Genomic DNA, 17,550 nt, shown 5'->3' on the forward strand with positions numbered 1-17,550 from the left:
AAACATCACGAAGAACTTTTTTCCCATCAGACGCCCGCCCCGCCCGTCAATTCCGGCGTCAGAAAATTCGCGAGCCGCTCATGACGGCCACCTCATGACGGCTGCACCGGCGAACCGTCCTCCCACACGTTCCCGCGCCACTCGTTTCCCGGCGATCCGGGCTCGAAGTACGCCACCGGGCCGAACTTGCCGCCCTGCGGAAAGACCCGGCGGCTGAACACGTTGTCGATGATCTTGATGTTGGACGTCCGGCCCTTGTCGCCCGCGCCGCCGTACAGGGAGTAGCCCCCGCCCGCCAGGAAGTTCTTCTCCACGGTCACGTCGCGCACCACCCCGAAGTCCTGGAACAGGGCGATCGCCCCGGTCTGCACCAGCGTGTTGATCACGGTGTTGCGCCGGATGACGAGCGTCTTGCCCTCGGGCGGGCCGCTCGTCGCCATGATCATGTCGATGTGGTCGCCCTCGTACTCGATCGGGTCGTGGAAGTAGGAGTCCTCCACCACGCCCTCGTTGGTGAGCACGCCGTTGGAGATCGCGTGGATGTTCACCCGTCGCACGGTGATGTCGCCGCCGTCGTTGAGGATGCCGAACTGGGTGCGCTGCCTGCCGTTGCCGAAGACCTCGGTGTCCTCGACGACCAGCCCCCGGTGCCCCTTCGTCTGGTGGATGCCCCAGTAGCCCGGCTGGGCCACGACGCGCACGTTGCGCACCACCACGTCGTGGGCCGCGACGACCAGCTCACCGCGGATCTCCAGGTTCTCCACGACGGTGCCGGGCACGGTCACCTTCACCGAGCCCGACGGGCGCAGCGCGACGCCGGGCCGCACGCCGGTGTTGTGCGGTCCCGGCCATCCCCCGGGCAGCGCGGCGGGCGGCTCGACGCCGCCGGAGCCGGGCGTGGGCAGCACCGGGGCGGACGTGGGCGTGGGCGGGCTCAGCGGGGTGGCGAACGTCGTCGCCGGCACGGGGGTGCGCCCCTCGGCTTCCGCGCCGCCGAACGAGCACCCCGCCGACGCTCCCGCCAGGAGCAGCGCGGCCAGGACGCGCCGACGGCCACCGGCCGGGCCGTGGGTCATGCGCGGGAGCTCTCGTCGCGGAGCCAGGTGGTGAAGTCGCCCCGCCTGACCGCCCGGCGGGCGAGGATCTTGGCCAGGACGGCGACCCCCGCGAACACGACGACCTTGTGCGCGAGGGCCGGCCGGGAGCGGGCCAGGCGCAGCAGATCGGAGACGCCCGTACGGGGCGGCTGGGGCAGGTCGGGGTGGTCCACGACCTGGGTGACGCTGGTGACCGCGCGGATGCGGCGGCGCATCAGGTCGGCGAAGCGGCGCGGCACCCGGATCACCGCACGGGCGTCGGCGACGATCACCCGCTCGTGGGGGGCGAACGCCATCGACGCCACCAGGTCGTCGGCCATGACCTGGGGCAGGGCGGCCACCCGGCGCGCGCCCTCCTCGCTGACCGCGATGGCGCCCCGGTTGTACAGCTCCTCCCGCACCGACGGCAGCTCGCGCCAGACGTCGTAGTACCAGCGGATGAGGAACCCGCCGTCGCCGAGGTCGAGCACCCGGGAGGGGGCGGCGGCGTGCGCGCCGGAGCGTTCCAGAGCCCGGATCAGCGCCCGCACATCACCGGTCTTCAGCTCGATGTCGGCGTCGACGTACATCAGCGGGTACGCCGTCGCCGCGTCCTGACCCGCGCGCAGCGCGGCGGCCTTGGACGGCACCGGCGACTCGATCACCGTGACGTCGGGACCGTGACCCCGCGCGATCTCGGCGGTGCGGTCGGTGCAGCCGTTGGCGACGACCACGATGGACAGCTCCCCGGGTTCGGCGTCGGCCAGCACCCCGCCGAGCAGTCTGCCGATGACGGCGGCTTCGTTGTGCGCGGGCACGACGAGGCACGCGCGAGGGTTCGGCATGGCGCCGATTATGGGGGGTGCGGGCCCCGGGACGCCACCTCAAGCGGGTTTCCCAATCCACGTAAACCCCACCATTCCCATGCGCGTCGGTTATGGCGGGAACCACGCTCCGCAGCGTGATCACCACCAACGGTCGTCAAGATCCGTCAGAACACCCTGTTGGAGCGTCATGAACCGCCACAAAGCCGTGGGGCGTCGCTATTACCTGTTATCGGCACTGCTCCTCACCATGGGGTTGCTGACGGTGCCCGCCTCGGCGGGCACGGCCACCGCCGCGGCGCCGGCCGTCGTCCCGGTCACGGCGGCGGCGGGCCCGTGCGACGCGGGCGGAAACCCGATCACGTGCGAGAACAGCCAGCCGGGCACCCCGAAGTCCCAGTGGGACATCGACCCGAAGGGCACGGTCGAGGGCTACGGCGACCAGATGAGCGTCAACCTCGGCCAGACCATCAACTTCAAGATCCGGTCGGCGGCCACCGCCCTGAAGGTGGACGTCTACCGGATGGGCTACTACCAGGGCAACGGCGCCAGGTTCATCACCACGGTCCCGGCCGACACCGCGATCTCGCGCAACCAGCCGGGCTGCCCGGAGAACACGACCACGGGCATGGTCGAGTGCGCCTGGGGCACCGTGGCGAGCTGGAGCGTTCCCACCACGATGGTCTCGGGCATCTACTTCGCGCACGTGGTGCGCACCGACGCCGGGGAGTACAACGGCGACGACACCCACATCGTGTTCGTGGTCCGCGACGACGCCCGCCAGGCGAAGATGCTGTTCAAGACCTCCGACAGCACGTGGCAGGCGTACAACTCCTGGGGCGACGTGCCCGCCACCGAGAACAACCCGTGGAAGGCCCACAACAGCTTCTACCGCGGTGACAGCCTGGCCGCGCCCGGCCGGGCGGCCAAGCTCAGCTACAACCGGCCGTTCAACACCCGCTACTCCACGCCGTGGGGGCGCGACTTCGTCTGGGCCAACGAGTACCCGATGGTGCGCTTCCTGGAGGCCAACGGCTACGACGTGGCCTACATCGCGACCGCCGACGCCGGGCGCACGCCGCAGACGCTGCTCGGGCGCAAGGCGATCCTGTCGGTGGGCCACGACGAGTACTGGTCGGGCGAGGAGCGGGCGGCGTTCGAGGCGGCCCGCGACGCGGGCGTGAACCTGGCCTTCTTCAGCGGCAACGAGGTGTACTGGAAGACCCGCTGGGAGAACGGCCACCGCACGCTGGTGGCGTACAAGGAGACGCTCTACAACGCCAAGACCGACCCCGAGGCGACCTGGACCGGCACCTGGCGCGACCCGCGCTTCTCGCCGCCCTCCGACGGCGGCAGGCCGGAGAACGCGCTGACCGGCACCTTCTTCACGGTCAACTGCACCAGCCTGGACAACGGCTGCCGCGCCACCGGGATGAAGGTCCCGGCGGCCGACGGCAAGATGCGCTTCTGGCGGGGCACGCCGCTGGCCTCCCAGCCGGACGGCACGAGCACGACGCTGCCCGGCATCCTCGGCTACGAGTGGGACGAGGACATCGACAACGGGCACCGGCCGCCGGGCCTGGTGCCGCTGTCGAAGACCACCGAGACGGTGGACGAGCGGCTGATCGACTTCGGCTCGAAGGTGGCCGTGCAGGAGGCCACGCACAAGATGACGATGTACCGCGCGTCCAGCGGGGCGCTGGTGTTCGGCGCGGGCACGGTGCAGTGGAGCTGGGGCCTGGACGACGAGCACGACGGCGACAGCGGCTTCGCCGACGACCGGATCAAGCAGGCGACGGTGAACCTGTTCGCCGACATGGACGTGCAGCCGATGTCGCTGAGGCCCGGCCTCAGCTCGGCCGCGAAGTCCACCGACGCGGTGGCGCCCACGGCGGCCATCACCGCCCCCGCGAGCGGGGCGACGCTGGAGAACGGCTCGACCGTGACGATCAGCGGCACCGCGGCCGACACCGGCGGCGAGGTCGGCGCGGTGGAGGTCTCCACCGACGGCGGCCAGACCTGGCACCCGGCGAACGGCCGGGGCACCTGGACGTACTCCTGGGAGGTCGCGGGCGCGGGCACGGTGCAGATCCAGGCGCGGGCGGCCGACGACAGCGGCAACCTGGGCACGCCGGTCTCGCGCGATGTGACGGTCGAGTGCCCCTGCTCGCTGTTCCCCGACTCCGCGACCCCGGCCAACCCGGCCGAGAACGACTCCACCGCGCTGGAGCTGGGCACCCGCTTCCGCTCCTCGGTGCCCGGTTACGTGACCGGAATCCGGTTCTACAAGGGCGCGGGCAACACCGGCACGCACACCGGCACGCTGTGGACGGCCGACGGCCAGGTGCGGGCCAGCGGCACGTTCGGCAACGAGACCGAGACCGGGTGGCAGACGCTGAAGTTCGCGGCGCCGGTGCACATCCCGGCCGGCACCGACTTCATCGTCACCTACTTCGCGCCGAACGGGCACTACGCCTCCGACGCGAACTTCTTCCGGTACGCCGACCACAAGCGGGCCCCGCTGACCGCGCCGAAGGCCACCCAGACGGTGGGCAACGGCGTGTACCGGGTCGGCCCCGGGTTCCCGAACCAGACCTTCAACGGCGGCAACTACTACGTCGATCCGATCTTCGAGGTCAACGACACGTTCCCGCCGGCGGCGCTCTCGGCGACGCCGGTGCCGGGCTCGTCCAGCGTGCCGGTCACGACCCAGCCGAAGGTGGTCTTCGCCGAGCCGGTGCAGGCGGGCACGGCGACGATGGAGGTCAAGGACGCGGCCGACAACGTGATCGCCGGCACCGCGACCCTGGACGCCGGGCGGACGACGCTGACGTTCGCGCCCGCCGCCCCGCTGGCCGCCGGGACCACGTTCACGGTCAGGGTGTCCGGCGCGGTGGACGACGGCGGCAACGCGATGGAGGCGCCGTACTCCTTCACCTTCAAGACGGTGAAGGTCTCCACGCCGGGCGTGTGCCCGTGCAGCCTGTGGTCCGACGGCACCGTGCCGGCCGTGCCCGCGGTGGCCGACACCGGCGAGGTCGAGCTGGGGCTGAAGTTCCAGGCCGACAGCGACGGCTACGTCAACGGCATCCGGTTCTACAAGGGTCCGGGCAACACCGGCACCCACACCGGCACGCTGTGGAACGCGAACGGCGGCGAGATCGTGACCGGCACGTTCAGCGACGAGTCCACCCAGGGCTGGCAGGAGCTGCTGTTCCCCTCGCCGGTCGGGATCGACAAGAACACCACGTACGTGGTGTCGTACCACGCGCCGAACGGGCGGTACGCGGCGACGTACAACGGGCTGGCCTCCCAGGTGACGGCCTCGCCGCTGCGCGCGCCCGCCTCCGGGTCGATCAGCGGCAACGGCGTCTACCGGTACGGCCCGCGGGCGTTCCCGAACAGCTCGTGGGCGGCGACGAACTACTACGTGGACGTGATCTTCACCAAGGTGCCCGACACGCAGGCGCCGACCGTGGCCGTGAAGTCGCCGGCGCACGCCTCCACCGGCGTGCCGACCGGCACGGCCGTGACGGCGACGTTCAGCGAGCCGGTTCAGGAGGGCACGCCGGTCATCACGGTGAAGAACCCGGCCAACCAGACCGTCGCCGGCACCGCGACGCTCAACGCCGCGCGTACGCTGCTCACGTTCACGCCGAGCAGCCCGCTGGCGCAGAGCACGGTGTACTCGGTGACGGTGAGCGGGGCCGAGGACGACGCGGGCAACGCCATGATCTCGACGTCCTGGTCGTTCACCACCGGCGGCGCGGCGAGCTGCCCGTGCTCGATCTGGCCGAGCAGCGCGACCCCGGCCAGCCCGGTGAACAACGACGCGACCGGCATCGAGCTGGGCGTGAAGTTCACCGCCGACATGGACGGCGAGATCACCGGCATCCGCTTCTACAAGGCGGCGGGCGACACCGGCACGCACTACGGCAGCCTGTGGACGGCGGGAGGCAGCCCGATGCGCGGCGGCACGTTCGTCAACGAGACGGCCTCCGGGTGGCAGACGCTGATCTTCGACCAGCCGGTCGAGGTCACGGCCGGCGAGGTGTACGTCGCGTCGTACCACTCGCCGAACGGCTACTACGCGGCCTCCGGGGGTTACTTCAACTCCGGCCCGTACGACAACGCGCCGCTGCACGCCCTGGCCAACGGCGGCCCCGCGGGCGCCAACGGCCTGTATCGCTACACTGCCACGCCGGGCTTCCCGGTGAACAGCTACAACGGCGCCAACTACTGGGTGGACGTGATCTTCGTCCCGTAGGGGCACCACGGCGCCTGCACTCGCGAATCGACCGCCCTCTACCACCGACCGGAAGGACACTTCGGGTGACATCCTTCGGCCTCGCCGTCATCGGCGCCGGCTACTGGGGTCCCAACCTGATCCGCAACGCGATGGCGACGCCTGAGCTGCGCGTGGAATGGCTGTGCGACCTCGACGAGGGACGGGCGCGGGCCGTGCTCGGCCACTACAGCACGGTCCGCGCCACCGACTCCTATGAGCGGGTCCTCGCCGACCCGGCCGTGCAGGCGGTGGCCATCGCCACCCCGGCGGGCACCCACGCGGCCCTGGTGCGGGCCGCGCTGGAGGCCGGCAAGCACGTGCTGGTGGAAAAGCCGCTGACGCCGACGTACGCGGAGGGCGAGCGCCTGGTCGCGCTCGCCGCCGAGAAGCGGCTGACGCTGATGCTGGACCACACGTTCTGCTACACACCCGCCGTGCGCAAGATCCGCGAGCTGATCCGGTCGGGGGAGGTGGGCGAGGTGCGGTTCGTCGACTCGGTGCGGATCAATCTGGGCCTGGTCCAGCCCGATGTGGACGTGCTGTGGGACCTGGCGCCGCACGATCTGTCGATCCTGGACTTCGTGCTGCCCCCGGACGTGCGTCCGGTGGCGGTGGCCGCGCACGCCTCCGATCCGATCGGGGCGGGCCGGCCGTGCCTGGCGTACCTGACGCTGTGGCTGTCCTCGGGCGCCATGGCGCACGTGCACGTCAACTGGCTCAGCCCGACGAAGATCCGTACGTACGTGATCGGCGGGTCGCGGCGCACGATCGTGTGGGACGACGTGAACCCGGCGCAGCGGGTCTCGGTGTACGACCGCGGGGTGGACCTCACCGCGGCCGATCCCGACACCCGCCGGGCGGCTTTGATCTCCTATCGCACAGGAGACGTGGTTGTACCCGCGCTGCCGGAACGTGAGGCACTGCGCGGTGTTATGTCCGAGTTCGCCGCTGCGATAAAGGAAGGGCGGGCCCCGCTGACCGATGGGGAGTCGGGACTGCGGGTCCTGGCCCTGCTGGAGGCCGCGGGCCAGAGCATCGACAACGACGGCAAGCGAATCGAACTGGGTGGGGGATTCGGCCAATGATCAACGACAGCCGCTGCCTTGTGACCGGGGGCGCGGGCACCATCGGCTCGACCATCGTGGACCAGCTCCTCGCCGCGGGAGCGGCGGAGGTCGTGGTGCTGGACAACTTCGTCCGCGGCAGGATGGCGAACCTCGCCGAGGCGCAGGCGGCGGGCGGCGACCGGCTGCGGGTCGTGGAGGGCGACATCCGCGACCGCGCCACCGTACGCGCGGCCATGGAGGGGATCGACCTGGTGTTCCACCAGGCCGCCATCCGGATCACGCAGTGCGCCGAGGAGCCGCGCCTGGCCCTGGAAGTGCTGGTGGACGGCACGTACGAGGTGGTGGAGGCGGCGGCCGACGCCGGCGTGCGCAAGGTCGTGGCGGCCTCCTCGGCCTCGGTGTACGGCCTGGCGACCTCGTTCCCGACGCGCGAGGACCACCACCCGTACGCCAACGACACGCTCTACGGCGCGGCCAAGACCTTCAACGAGGGCCTGCTGCGCAGCTTCCACGCCATGCGCGGGCTCGACTACGTCGCGCTGCGCTACTTCAACGTCTACGGCCCGCGGATGGACATCCACGGCCTGTACACCGAGGTGCTGATCCGCTGGATGGAGCGGATCGAGGCGGGGCGCCCGCCGCTGATCCTGGGCGACGGCCTGCAGACCATGGACTTCGTCAACACCCGCGACATCGCGCGGGCCAACCTGCTCGCCGCCGCGAGCGACGTCACCGACGAGGTGTTCAACATCGCCTCCGCCACCGAGACCAGCCTGCGCGAGCTGGCCGAGGCGCTGATGCGGGCGATGGGCGCGAGCGATCTCGGCCTGGAGTTCGGACCGGCCCGCTCGGTCAACGGCGTGACCAGGCGCCTCGCCGACGTCAGCGCGGCGGCCGACAGGCTCGGCTGGAAGGCCGAGATCGGCCTGGAGGAGGGACTGCGCGACCTGGTGTCCTGGTGGCGCAGAGCACGGTGAACGCCCCGGACGGCAAGACGGGCGCCACCGGCGACAGGCTTCTGGTCGTGTACGCCGGTGGCACGCTCTACGACGGGGTGGCCGGCACCGACCGGCAGATCGCCGACCGGCTCACCCGGCTGGCCGACGTGCTGTACGTGGACCCGCCGCAGCCCACGCGCCGGTTCGCCGGGCACGCGCTGGAGCGGGTGCGGCCGGGCCTGTGGCGGCTCACCCCGGCCGCGCCGCCCGGCGGCTACCGGCCCGGCGTCCGCCGCCTCACCGAGGTCCTGGCCCGGCGGGCGGTACGCCGGGCCGCCGCGACGATCGGGGCGCCGATCGGCGCGGTGATCGTGGCCGGGACCATCGACCTGCTCGGCGCGGCCCCGCCCGGCGCCCCGGCGCTGTGGTACCGCACCGACGACCTGGTCGCCGGGGCGGGGCTGATCGGGTTGTCGGCGGGCCCGCTGGCCCGCGCGGAGGCCCGGATGGCGGCCAGGGCCGACGCGATCGCGGTGGTCTCCCCCGCGCTGGCCGACCGCATGGCCGGGCTGGGCCGGATCGCCGCGCTGGTGCCCAACGGGTGCGACGTGGCCGCCTACGACGGGGTGGACGACGCGCCGTGGCCGGACGACCTGCCGCAGGAGCTGGCGGGCAGGCCGGTGGCCGGGTTCGTTGGGCACGTCAACGCCCGGATCGACCTGGGCCTGCTGGAGCGGGTCGCGGCGGCCGGGCACCCGCTGGTGATCGTCGGGCCGGCGAGCCGCGACTTCGCGGGCGGGCGGTTCGCCGAGCTGTGCGCGCTGCCGAACGTGCACTGGGTGGGCCGCAAGCCGTACGTGGAGCTGCCGTCGTACCTGCGCGCGATCGACGTGGGGCTGACGCCGTACGCCGACACCGCGTTCAACCGGGCCAGCTTCCCGCTCAAGACGCTGGAGTACCTGGCGGCGGGCCGGGCGGCCGTGACGACCGCGCTGCCCGCGGCCGAGTGGCTGGCGGCGGGGCCGCTGCTGCGGATCGCGGCCACGCCGGAGGACTTCGCCCGCGCGGCCGGCGAGGAACTGGCCCGCCCGCGCACCGGCGAGCTGTACGCGCGGCGGCGGGCGTTCGCCGCGGAACACGACTGGAACCGGAGGCTCGCCACGCTGGCGGGGCTGATCGGCGTGGAGGCTAAGGAGGTGGCCGGGCGATGATCCCGGTGATGCGACCCTGGTTCGGCAAGGCGGAAGAGGCCGCGGTGGCCGAGGTCATCGCCTCCGGCTGGGTCGCCCAGGGGCCGCGGGTCGCGGAGTTCGAGCGGGCGTTCGCGAGCCGGATCGGGGCCGGGCACGGGGTCGCGGTGTCCTCCTGCACGACCGCGCTGCACCTCGCGCTGGTGCTGGCGGAGATCGGGCCGGGCGACGAGGTGATCGTGCCGTCGCTGTCGTTCATCGCCACGGCCAACGTGGTCACCTACGTCGGCGCCGAGCCGGTGTTCGCCGACATCGACCCGGCGACCGGCAACCTGACCGCCAAGACGGTCGGCGCGGCGCTCACCCCGCGCACCCGCGCGGTGATCGTGGTGCACCAGGGCGGCGTGCCCGCCGACGTGGCCGAGATCCGCGCCGCCCATCCGGGCCTGATCGTGATCGAGGACGCGGCGTGCGCGGCCGGGTCGGTCTACCGCGACCGGCCCGTGGGCGCCGGGGCGGAGCTGGCGGCGTGGTCCTTCCACCCGCGCAAGCTGCTCACGACCGGCGAGGGCGGCATGCTGACCCTGACCGACGCGGACCTCGCCGCGCGGGCCAGGCGGCTGCGCGAGCACGGCATGAGCGTCAGCGCCGCCGACCGGCACGCCACGGGCAGCACCGCGCCGGAGAGCTACCTTGAGGTGGGCTTCAACTACCGGATGACCGACCTTCAGGCGGCGGTGGGCATCGTGCAGCTCGGGCGGCTGGCCGAGATGGTCGCGCGCCGCCGCGAGCTGGCCGCCCGCTACCGCGAGGGCCTGGCCGGCATTCCGGGGCTGCGGGCCGTGACCGACCCGCCGTACGGCCAGACCAACTACCAGTCGTTCTGGGTGGCGCTGCCGGAGGACTTCCCGATGGGCCGCGACGAGCTGCTGGCGTACCTGGCCAAGCGCGGTGTGTCGGCGCGGCGCGGCATCATGGCCGCGCACCTGGAGCCCGCGTACGCCGGGGCCCGCGCCGGCGAGCTGCCCGCCACCGAGTGGCTGACCCGCAACTCCCTGATCCTGCCGCTGTTCCACGCGATGACCGAGGCCGACCAGGACCAGGTCATCGAGGCGCTGTGCGCGGCGGCGGAGGGCTGAGCCGTGCGCGTGCTGGTGTACCCGCACACGATGGAGCTGGGCGGCAGCCAGCTCAACGCGGTCGAGCTGGCCGGGGCCGTGCAGCGGCTCGGCCACGAGGTCATGGTGATCAGCGAGCCGGGCCCGCTGGTGGACTACGTGACCGCGGCGGGGCTGCCGCACGTCGAGCTGGACCCGGCCCGGCGGCGTCCGGCCCGGGACACGGTGCGGATGATCCGGGCCCTGGCCGAGGAGCGCGGCCTGGACGTGATCCACGGCTATGAGTGGCCGCCGGGCGTCGAGGCGTACTGGGCCTCGCTGGGCTGCCGGGCGAGCGCGGTGTGCACGGTCATGTCGATGTCGGTGGCCCCGTTCCTGCCGCCGTCGTTGCCGCTGGTGGTCGGCACCCGGGAGATCCAGCTCGCCGCCGAGCGCGGGCGTCGCGCGGTGCACCTCATCGAGCCGCCCGTGGACACCGAGGCCAACGCCCCCGGCCACCCGGTGGCGGCCTTCCGGGAGCGGTTCGGGCTGGCCGCGGGCCCGTTCGACCTGGTCGCGGTCACCCGGCTGGCCCCCGAATTGAAGCTGGAGGGCCTGCTCACCGCGATCGGCGTGGTCGGGCGGCTGGCCACCGAGCTGAACCTGCGGCTGATCGTGGTCGGCGACGGGCCCGCGCGGGCCGAGGTCGAGCAGCACGCGGCGGCGGCCTGCGCGCTGGCCGGGCGGCGCGCGGTGGTGCTGACCGGGCAGCTCGCCGACCCCCGCCCCGCGTACGCCGCCGCCACCGCGTGCCTGGGCATGGGCGGCTCGGCGCTGCGCGCGATGGCCTTCGCCAAGCCGCTCATCGTCCAGGGCGAGCTGGGCTTCTTCGAGCTGCTCACCCCCGACACCGAGAAGATCTTCCTGGAGAAGGGCTGGTACGGCCTGGGCGCGGGCCGCCACGAGGGCGGCGCCCGGTTCGAGGCCGCGCTGCGCAGGCTGCACGAGGACCCCGGGCTGCGGGTCAAGCTGGGCGAGCACGGCCGGGCGCTGGTGGTGCGGCGCTTCAGCCTGGAGCGGGCCGCGCACACCCAGGTGGAGATCTACGAGCGGGCGGTGGCCGAACGGCCGGTGCCCGGCGACCGGCTCGGCGTGGCGGCGGGCGTGCTCGCGTACAAGCTGCGCCGCCGCTACCAGCGGCTGCGCGGCACCGACCGGCGCGAGGACTTCAACGCCGTGGCCCGGACGGCGAGACGGTGACCGCGAGCGAGGCGCCGCCAGAAGAGGACGCGTCCGCCGGGGCGCTGCGGTCCCGGGCGCGGCGCGCGCTCGGCTGGAGCATGCTCAGCACCATCGGGGCCCGCGTGGGCACGATGGCGATCGGGATCGTGCTGGCGCGGGTGCTCGGGCCGGAGGAGTTCGGCACCTTCGCGGTGGCCACGGTGGCGCTGCTGGCCATGCTCAGCTTCAACGAGCTGGGCGTCAGCCTGGCGGTGGTCCGCTGGCCGGACGACCCGCGCCGGATCGTGCCCACGGTGGCCACGCTGGCGGCGGGCTCCAGCCTGCTGGTGTTCGCGGGCGTGCAGGTCGCGGCGCCGTACTTCGCCGCGGCGATGGGCGATCCCTCCGCCACCGGGGCCGTACGCGTGCTGGCGCTGAACATCCTGGTCAACGGGCTGGCGTCCACCTCGGCCGCGATGCTCCAGCGCGAGTTCATGCAGGGCCGCAAGACGATCGCCGACCAGGTGGACAACTGGCTGGGCGCGCTGGTCTCGCTGGCGCTGGCCCTGACCGGGTGGGGGGCTATGAGCCTGGCCGTCGGCCGGGTGTCCGGCTCGCTGGCGGGCGGCGCGCTGCTGGTGGCGTTCTCGCCGCTGCGGCTGCGCTTCGGCTTCGACCGCGAGGTGGCGCGGCGGCTGCTGCGCTTCGGGCTGCCGCTCGCGGGCGCGTCCATGGTGGTGTTCGCCGCCGGGTACGCCGACCAGCTCGTGGTCGGCGCGGTGCTCGGCCAGCACGCCCTGGGCCTGTACGTGCTCGCGGTGAACCTGTCGGGCTGGCCGGTCGCGGTGTTCTCCCAGCCGGTGCGCTCGGTCGCCCCGGCCGCGTTCGCCCGGCTGCAGCACGACCGGCCGGCGCTGAACCGGGCCTTCCTGGCCACGGCCGGCCTGCTGGTGGGGCTCACGCTGCCGGTCTGCCTGCTGCTCAGCGGCAGCGCCCCGGCGCTGATCACCTTCGTGTACGGCCCGGAGTGGGCCGCCGCCGCGGTCGCGCTGGCCGGGCTGGGCGCGCTGGCCGGGCTGCGCATCTTCTTCGAGCTGATCTACGACTACCTCGTGGTGCTGGAGCGCTCCCGCACCGTGCTGGCCGTGCAGGCGCTGTGGCTGGCCGCGCTCGTGCCGGTCATGCTCGCCGCCACCCACGCGTACGGGCTGCGCGGCGCGGCCGGCTCGGTCGTGCTGGTCGCGCTGGTCGTGGTGCTGCCCGTGTACCTGTGGCAACTGCGCCGCAGCGAAGTGGACGTGCCCGCGCTGCTGCGCCGCATCGCCCCCGGCGTGCTCTCCGCGCTCGCCGTCGCCGCCGTCGCGGTGGCCGCGACCGCCTGGATCGCGCCCGGCCCGCTCGCGCTCGCGGTCGCCGGCGCCGCCGGCCTCGCCGCCGCCGGGCTGTACGGCTACCGCAACCGGTCCATGCTCCGCGAGGTCAAGGGAGACGCGTGACACCCCTGCTCATCATCGGCGCGGGCGGCTTCGCCCGCGAGACCGCCCAGCTCGTCGAGGACGTCAACGCCCACATCCCCACCTGGGAGCTGCTGGGCCACCTCGACGACGACCCGGGCCTGCACGGCACGAGCGTGGACGGCGTCCCGGTGCTCGGGGGCGCCAAGGAGATCGACCGCTACCCGCACGCCCAGGTGGTGGTGTGCACCGGCAACCCACGCGACTACGCCAGCCGGTGGCGCATCGTGCACCGCCTCGGCCTGCCCGCGACCCGCTACGCCACCCTCATCCACCCCACCGCGTCGGTCAGCCGCTCCTCCACGGTCGGCCCCGGCTCGGTGATCATGGCGCAGACCGTGCTGACCGCCTCGGTGAGGGTCGGCCCGCACGTGTCGGTGATGCCGCACGTCACGCTCACCCACGACGACGAGGTGAGCGGCTTCGCCACCCTGGCGGGCGGCGTCCGCCTGGCCGGCTCGGTGCGCGTGGAGACCGGCGCGTACCTGGGCGCGGGCGCGCTGGTCGGGGAGAACCTCACGATCGGCGCGTTCGCGCTGGTCGGCATGGGGTCCGTGGTCACGCGCGACGTCCCGGCCGAGCAGGTCTGGCTGGGCGCGCCCGCCCGGTACGTACGCCCCGCCACCGTCAACACAGGAGTAGACAGATGATCCCCTTTGTCGATCTGCGCGCGGCGCACGCCGAGGTCGAGGAGGAGGTGCTCGCCGGGTTCGCCCGGGTGCTGCGCGACACCGCGTTCGTGCAGGGGCCCGACGTGGCCGCCTTCGAGGAGGAGTTCGCCGCCTTCTCCGGGGTTGCGCACTGCGTGGGCGTGGGCAACGGCACCGACGCCATCGAGATCGCGCTGCGCGCCGCCGGGCTGCCGGAGGGCGCGGAGGTGGTGATCCCGGCCAACACGTTCGTGGCCACCGCGGAGGCCGTCGTACGGGCCGGGCTGCGGCCCGTACTCGCCGACGCCGACCCCGAGACCCTGCTGCTCGACCCGGACGCCGCCGCGGCGGCGGTCACCCCGCGCACCGCCGCGATCGTCCCGGTCCACCTGTACGGCCAGCAGGCGCCCATGGCCGCGCTCCAGGCGCTGGCCGACCGGCACGGCCTGGCGGTCGTGGAGGACGCCGCCCAGTCGCAGGGCTCGCAGCAGGCCGGCCGTCCCCCGGTGGGGCTGGCCGCGACCAGCTTCTACCCGGGCAAGAACATCGGCGCCTACGGCGAGGCGGGCGCGGTGCTGGCCGCCTCGGCGGAGGCGGCGCGGGCCGCGCGGCTGCTGGCCTCGCACGGCAGCGAGCGCAAGTACGTGCACGAGAGCTTCGGCTTCAACTCCCGCCTGGACACCCTCCAGGCGGTCGTGCTGCGGGCCAAGCTCAAGCGCCTGGCGGCCTGGAACGAGCGCCGCCGCGAGGCCGCCGACCGCTACGCGAAACTGCTCGGCGGGGCGGAGGGGGTGCGCCTGCCCGCGGTCGCCCCGGGCAACGTGCCGGTCTGGCACCTGTACGTCGTCCGCGTGGCCGAGCGTGACCGGGTGCTGGACGCGCTGCGCGAGGCGGGCGTCCAGGCGCAGATCCACTACCCGGTGCCGATCCACCTCCAGCCGGCCTTCGCCGGGCTCGGCCGCGGCCCCGGCGACTTCCCGGTCACCGAGGCCGCGGCGGGCGAGATCCTGTCGCTGCCCATGCACCCGCACCTGACCCCCGAGGACCAGGAGCGGGTGGCCGAGGCGCTGGTCAAAGCCGTGGGATGATCCCCCGGGCGACCGGCGCGGGCTGCTCGCCGCGGGTCTGCAGCCGCCACAGCGCGCCGCAGAAGCCCAGGATCAGGAACAGCACGTTGGAGATCATCGGGAAGCTGAACGCGTCGAAGGTGCCGAACCCGAAGATCGCCACCGCCACCGAGGCCGCCAGGCACTGCGCGAGGTGCCTGGCCGCCGGGTCGGCGCTCGCCCGGCGCGCCCCGCGCGCCAGCATCCACCCGGAGCACAGCAGGGCGAGCAGCGCGAGCAGGCCGACCAGGCCGGCCTCCACCAGGGTCAGGAGGTACTGGTTGTCCAGGACCCGGTAGATCGTGGGCAGGTAGGTGCCGGTGCCCTGGCCGAAGAACGGCCGCACCGCCCAGGCCCGCACCACCTCGGCGTAGTCGTCGGTGCGCGCGACCGTGCTGTCGTCCTCGCCGATCACCGTGACCAGGTTGAGCACCGTGCCGATCAGGCCGGGCACCGCGAGCCGCATCAGGATCACGCCGATGCCGGTGATCAGCAGCGCGCGCAGCCGCCAGGCGGGCGGCCACACCGGCAGCAGCACGATCAGGGCGACGGCCAGGCCGAGCAGCGCCGAGCGCGACACGCTCATCGGGGCCGCGACCGCGATCAGGACGACCATGATCCAGCGGCGGCGCCGCATGCGCTCGGGGCCGTACAGCGCGCCGTGCAGGGCCAGCGGCAGCACCATCGCCAGCACCATGCCCATCTCGATCGGGTGCGTGGCGGTGCCCATGGGCCGGAAGAAGTCCTCGCGCTCGAACAGCATCGACGCGCCGTTCTCCACCAGGCCGGGCAGCGCCAGGAAGCGGCTGGGCTCGATGCCGGTGAAGAACTGGATCAGCCCGATCGAGGCCACGAACGCGGCCCCGATCACCAGCCGGTGCCGGATGTCCTCCAGGCGGTCCATGCCGGCGATGCCGTCGGCCGTGACCAGCGCGATCCCGGCCCACCCGGCGAGCTGGATCAGCGCCATGTCGGCGGTGTTCAGCTCGTCGGCGCTCAGCGGCCGGGTGGTGCCGGCCACGTAGCCGGCCAGCAGCGCCAGCGCGAAGAACAGGATCACGTGCCGCAGCGGCTGCGGGCCGCGCAGCGGGGTCCAGCGCGGGGAGAGCGTGGACAGCGCGTACCAGACCAGCATCAGCACCGCCATCACGGTGGCCGGGGTGCCGGCCCCGCCGAGCGGCCCGACGATGTAGCGCGCGGGCAGCACCAGCAGGGTGATCAGGAACACCGTCAGCACCGAGACCGGGTCGATCTGCACCATCCGCGGCGGGCGCAGCGAGTGCCGCCCCGGCAACCGTCGCGGAGGCGGCAGCAGCGCGCCCTGTTGCGGCGCGGTCGTGGTCACCGCGACTGTCACCGCGACGGTCTGGCCGGGCCGTGCCCGGCGCCGGGCCCGTCGCCGCCGCGCCGGGTCTCCTCCCTGGACCAGACGAACAGGTCGTCATCGACCACGATGGGCTGCGGCGCGGTCAGATCGGGGTCGGGCGCCTCGCTCGACGCCCACGGGTCCTGCGGCGAGTCGACGACCACCACGGCCTCCTCGCCGTCGGAGGGCCGCCGGGCCGGGGAACTCTTGACGCCGTTGGCCGGCCGGGACAGGCCGCTCCCCAGGCCCGAGCCGTTGGCCGGGCGGGGAGAGCCGGACTGGACGGGCGGGCTCTGGAGGCCCGGCTGGACGCCCGGCTGGACGCTCGGCTGGACCCCGGCGCCCGGCTGGATGGTCGGCGTGAACGCGCCGCGTACCGGCTCCTCGGCGAGCGGGGGCACGAGCGGTGCGGCGGGGGCGGCCGGAACCGGTCCGGGCACGGCGGTCGAGACCCGCTCGCGGGCCCGCTTCTGCGCCAGGGTCTCCACGAACAGCGGCACGCCGAGGGTGAGCAGCATCCCGCCGGCGAAGACGATGATCAGCATCCGGATCTTGGGCTCGGGCGCGATCTCGGCCTGCTTGGTCGCGATCACCGGGGTCATGCTGATCGTGGCGTCGGGCAGGATCGAGGACTTGCGCTGCAGCTCGCGCAGCCGGCTGTAGCTGAGCGCCACCAGCGCGTCCAGGGTCTTCTGCGCCTGCTGCGGATCGCCGGAGGTGGCGACGATGTCCATGAGCGGGCCGCGCGACTCCTGGTTCAGCCCGACGGTGTATTCGGCGGTGAATCCCCTGGCCTTCAGCGCGTCCACCGTGATCTTGTCGCTCATTCCGCGCGCGACCACCTCGGCGGTGATGGTGAGCGAGGTGTCGAACGCCAGCCACGGATTGCCGCCGACCGGTTTGGCGTTCTGCCGGGAGGATAGGAACACCATGGTCGCCTGCGATTCATACTGCCACGGAATCGCGATGAACGCCCCCAGCGTGCCACCCAGAGTGAGCACCAGGAATGCCACGGTTATCGGCCAGCGTCTCAGCAGCGCACGCAGCGAATCGAGCAGATCCATAACTTCCTTTCACCCCCGCCCGGGGTCGTGCGTCCGGGGCGGGTGCCACCCCGCGCGTAAGCGGACGCGCGAGGACACCGGCCGGTTGTCCCGGACTTCCAAGTGTTTCCCATGGCCGCCCTCTCCGCCAGGGGCGGACGTGTTTCCCG

General features: G+C 73.2%; 13 protein-coding genes. 9 read left to right on the plus strand and 4 right to left on the minus strand.

The window, feature by feature from the left end; genetic code table 11:
• Positions 1–92: 92 nt before the first annotated feature.
• Positions 93–1,076, minus strand: a complete 984-nt coding sequence (locus tag HNP84_RS47365; RefSeq protein ID WP_185056709.1) for a right-handed parallel beta-helix repeat-containing protein — start codon at positions 1,074–1,076, stop codon at positions 93–95.
• A complete protein-coding gene (locus HNP84_RS47370; RefSeq protein WP_185056710.1) occupies positions 1,073–1,921 on the minus strand; it encodes a glycosyltransferase family 2 protein in 849 nt (282 codons plus the stop codon). Before HNP84_RS47370 ends, HNP84_RS47365 begins: the two co-directional genes overlap by 4 nt.
• Before the next feature lie 229 nt (positions 1,922–2,150).
• Here HNP84_RS47370 and HNP84_RS47375 point away from each other — a divergent pair, with 229 nt between their 5' ends.
• The 9 genes from HNP84_RS47375 (at position 2,151) to HNP84_RS47415 (ending at position 14,953) form a co-directional block, all read left to right on the plus strand.
• Entirely contained in the window at positions 2,151–6,167 is a 4,017-nt protein-coding gene (locus HNP84_RS47375; RefSeq protein WP_185056711.1) for a DUF4082 domain-containing protein, read from the plus strand.
• Between the two features lie 65 nt (positions 6,168–6,232).
• Complete coding sequence (locus tag HNP84_RS47380) at positions 6,233–7,273, plus strand: Gfo/Idh/MocA family protein (RefSeq protein ID WP_185056712.1); 1,041 nt, start codon at positions 6,233–6,235, stop codon at positions 7,271–7,273.
• A complete protein-coding gene (locus tag HNP84_RS47385; protein ID WP_185056713.1) occupies positions 7,270–8,232 on the plus strand; it encodes an SDR family NAD(P)-dependent oxidoreductase in 963 nt (320 codons plus the stop codon). Before HNP84_RS47380 ends, HNP84_RS47385 begins: the two co-directional genes overlap by 4 nt.
• Positions 8,214–9,404 carry a glycosyltransferase gene (locus HNP84_RS56590; RefSeq protein ID WP_185056714.1) on the plus strand — a complete coding sequence of 397 codons (1,191 nt, stop codon included), beginning with the start codon at positions 8,214–8,216 and terminating at the stop codon, positions 9,402–9,404. Before HNP84_RS47385 ends, HNP84_RS56590 begins: the two co-directional genes overlap by 19 nt.
• A gap of 8 nt (positions 9,405–9,412) precedes the next feature.
• On the plus strand, positions 9,413–10,522 hold the full coding sequence (locus HNP84_RS47395) for a DegT/DnrJ/EryC1/StrS family aminotransferase (RefSeq protein ID WP_185056715.1): 1,110 nt from the start codon (positions 9,413–9,415) through the stop codon (positions 10,520–10,522).
• A gap of 3 nt (positions 10,523–10,525) precedes the next feature.
• Positions 10,526–11,740, plus strand: a complete 1,215-nt coding sequence (locus HNP84_RS47400; protein WP_185056716.1) for a glycosyltransferase family 4 protein — start codon at positions 10,526–10,528, stop codon at positions 11,738–11,740.
• A complete protein-coding gene (locus HNP84_RS47405; protein WP_221337658.1) occupies positions 11,737–13,197 on the plus strand; it encodes an oligosaccharide flippase family protein in 1,461 nt (486 codons plus the stop codon). The genes HNP84_RS47400 and HNP84_RS47405 overlap by 4 nt, the downstream gene beginning before the upstream one ends.
• Complete coding sequence (locus tag HNP84_RS47410) at positions 13,194–13,865, plus strand: acetyltransferase (protein WP_185056717.1); 672 nt, start codon at positions 13,194–13,196, stop codon at positions 13,863–13,865. Before HNP84_RS47405 ends, HNP84_RS47410 begins: the two co-directional genes overlap by 4 nt.
• Entirely contained in the window at positions 13,862–14,953 is a 1,092-nt protein-coding gene (locus tag HNP84_RS47415; RefSeq protein ID WP_185056718.1) for a DegT/DnrJ/EryC1/StrS family aminotransferase, read from the plus strand. The genes HNP84_RS47410 and HNP84_RS47415 overlap by 4 nt, the downstream gene beginning before the upstream one ends.
• On the opposite strand, the gene HNP84_RS56595 is transcribed toward HNP84_RS47415, so the two are convergent.
• Positions 14,937–16,328, minus strand: coding sequence for an O-antigen ligase family protein (locus tag HNP84_RS56595; protein WP_185056719.1), 1,392 nt, complete (start codon positions 16,326–16,328; stop codon positions 14,937–14,939). The two genes, HNP84_RS47415 and HNP84_RS56595, sit on opposite strands and share 17 nt — an antisense overlap.
• On the minus strand, positions 16,325–17,401 hold the full coding sequence (locus HNP84_RS47425; protein ID WP_185056720.1) for a YveK family protein: 1,077 nt from the start codon (positions 17,399–17,401) through the stop codon (positions 16,325–16,327). Before HNP84_RS47425 ends, HNP84_RS56595 begins: the two co-directional genes overlap by 4 nt.
• Between the last annotated feature and the right edge of the window lie 149 nt (positions 17,402–17,550).

Source organism: Thermocatellispora tengchongensis, from assembly GCF_014202315.1.
Classification (GTDB): domain Bacteria; phylum Actinomycetota; class Actinomycetes; order Streptosporangiales; family Streptosporangiaceae; genus Thermocatellispora; species Thermocatellispora tengchongensis.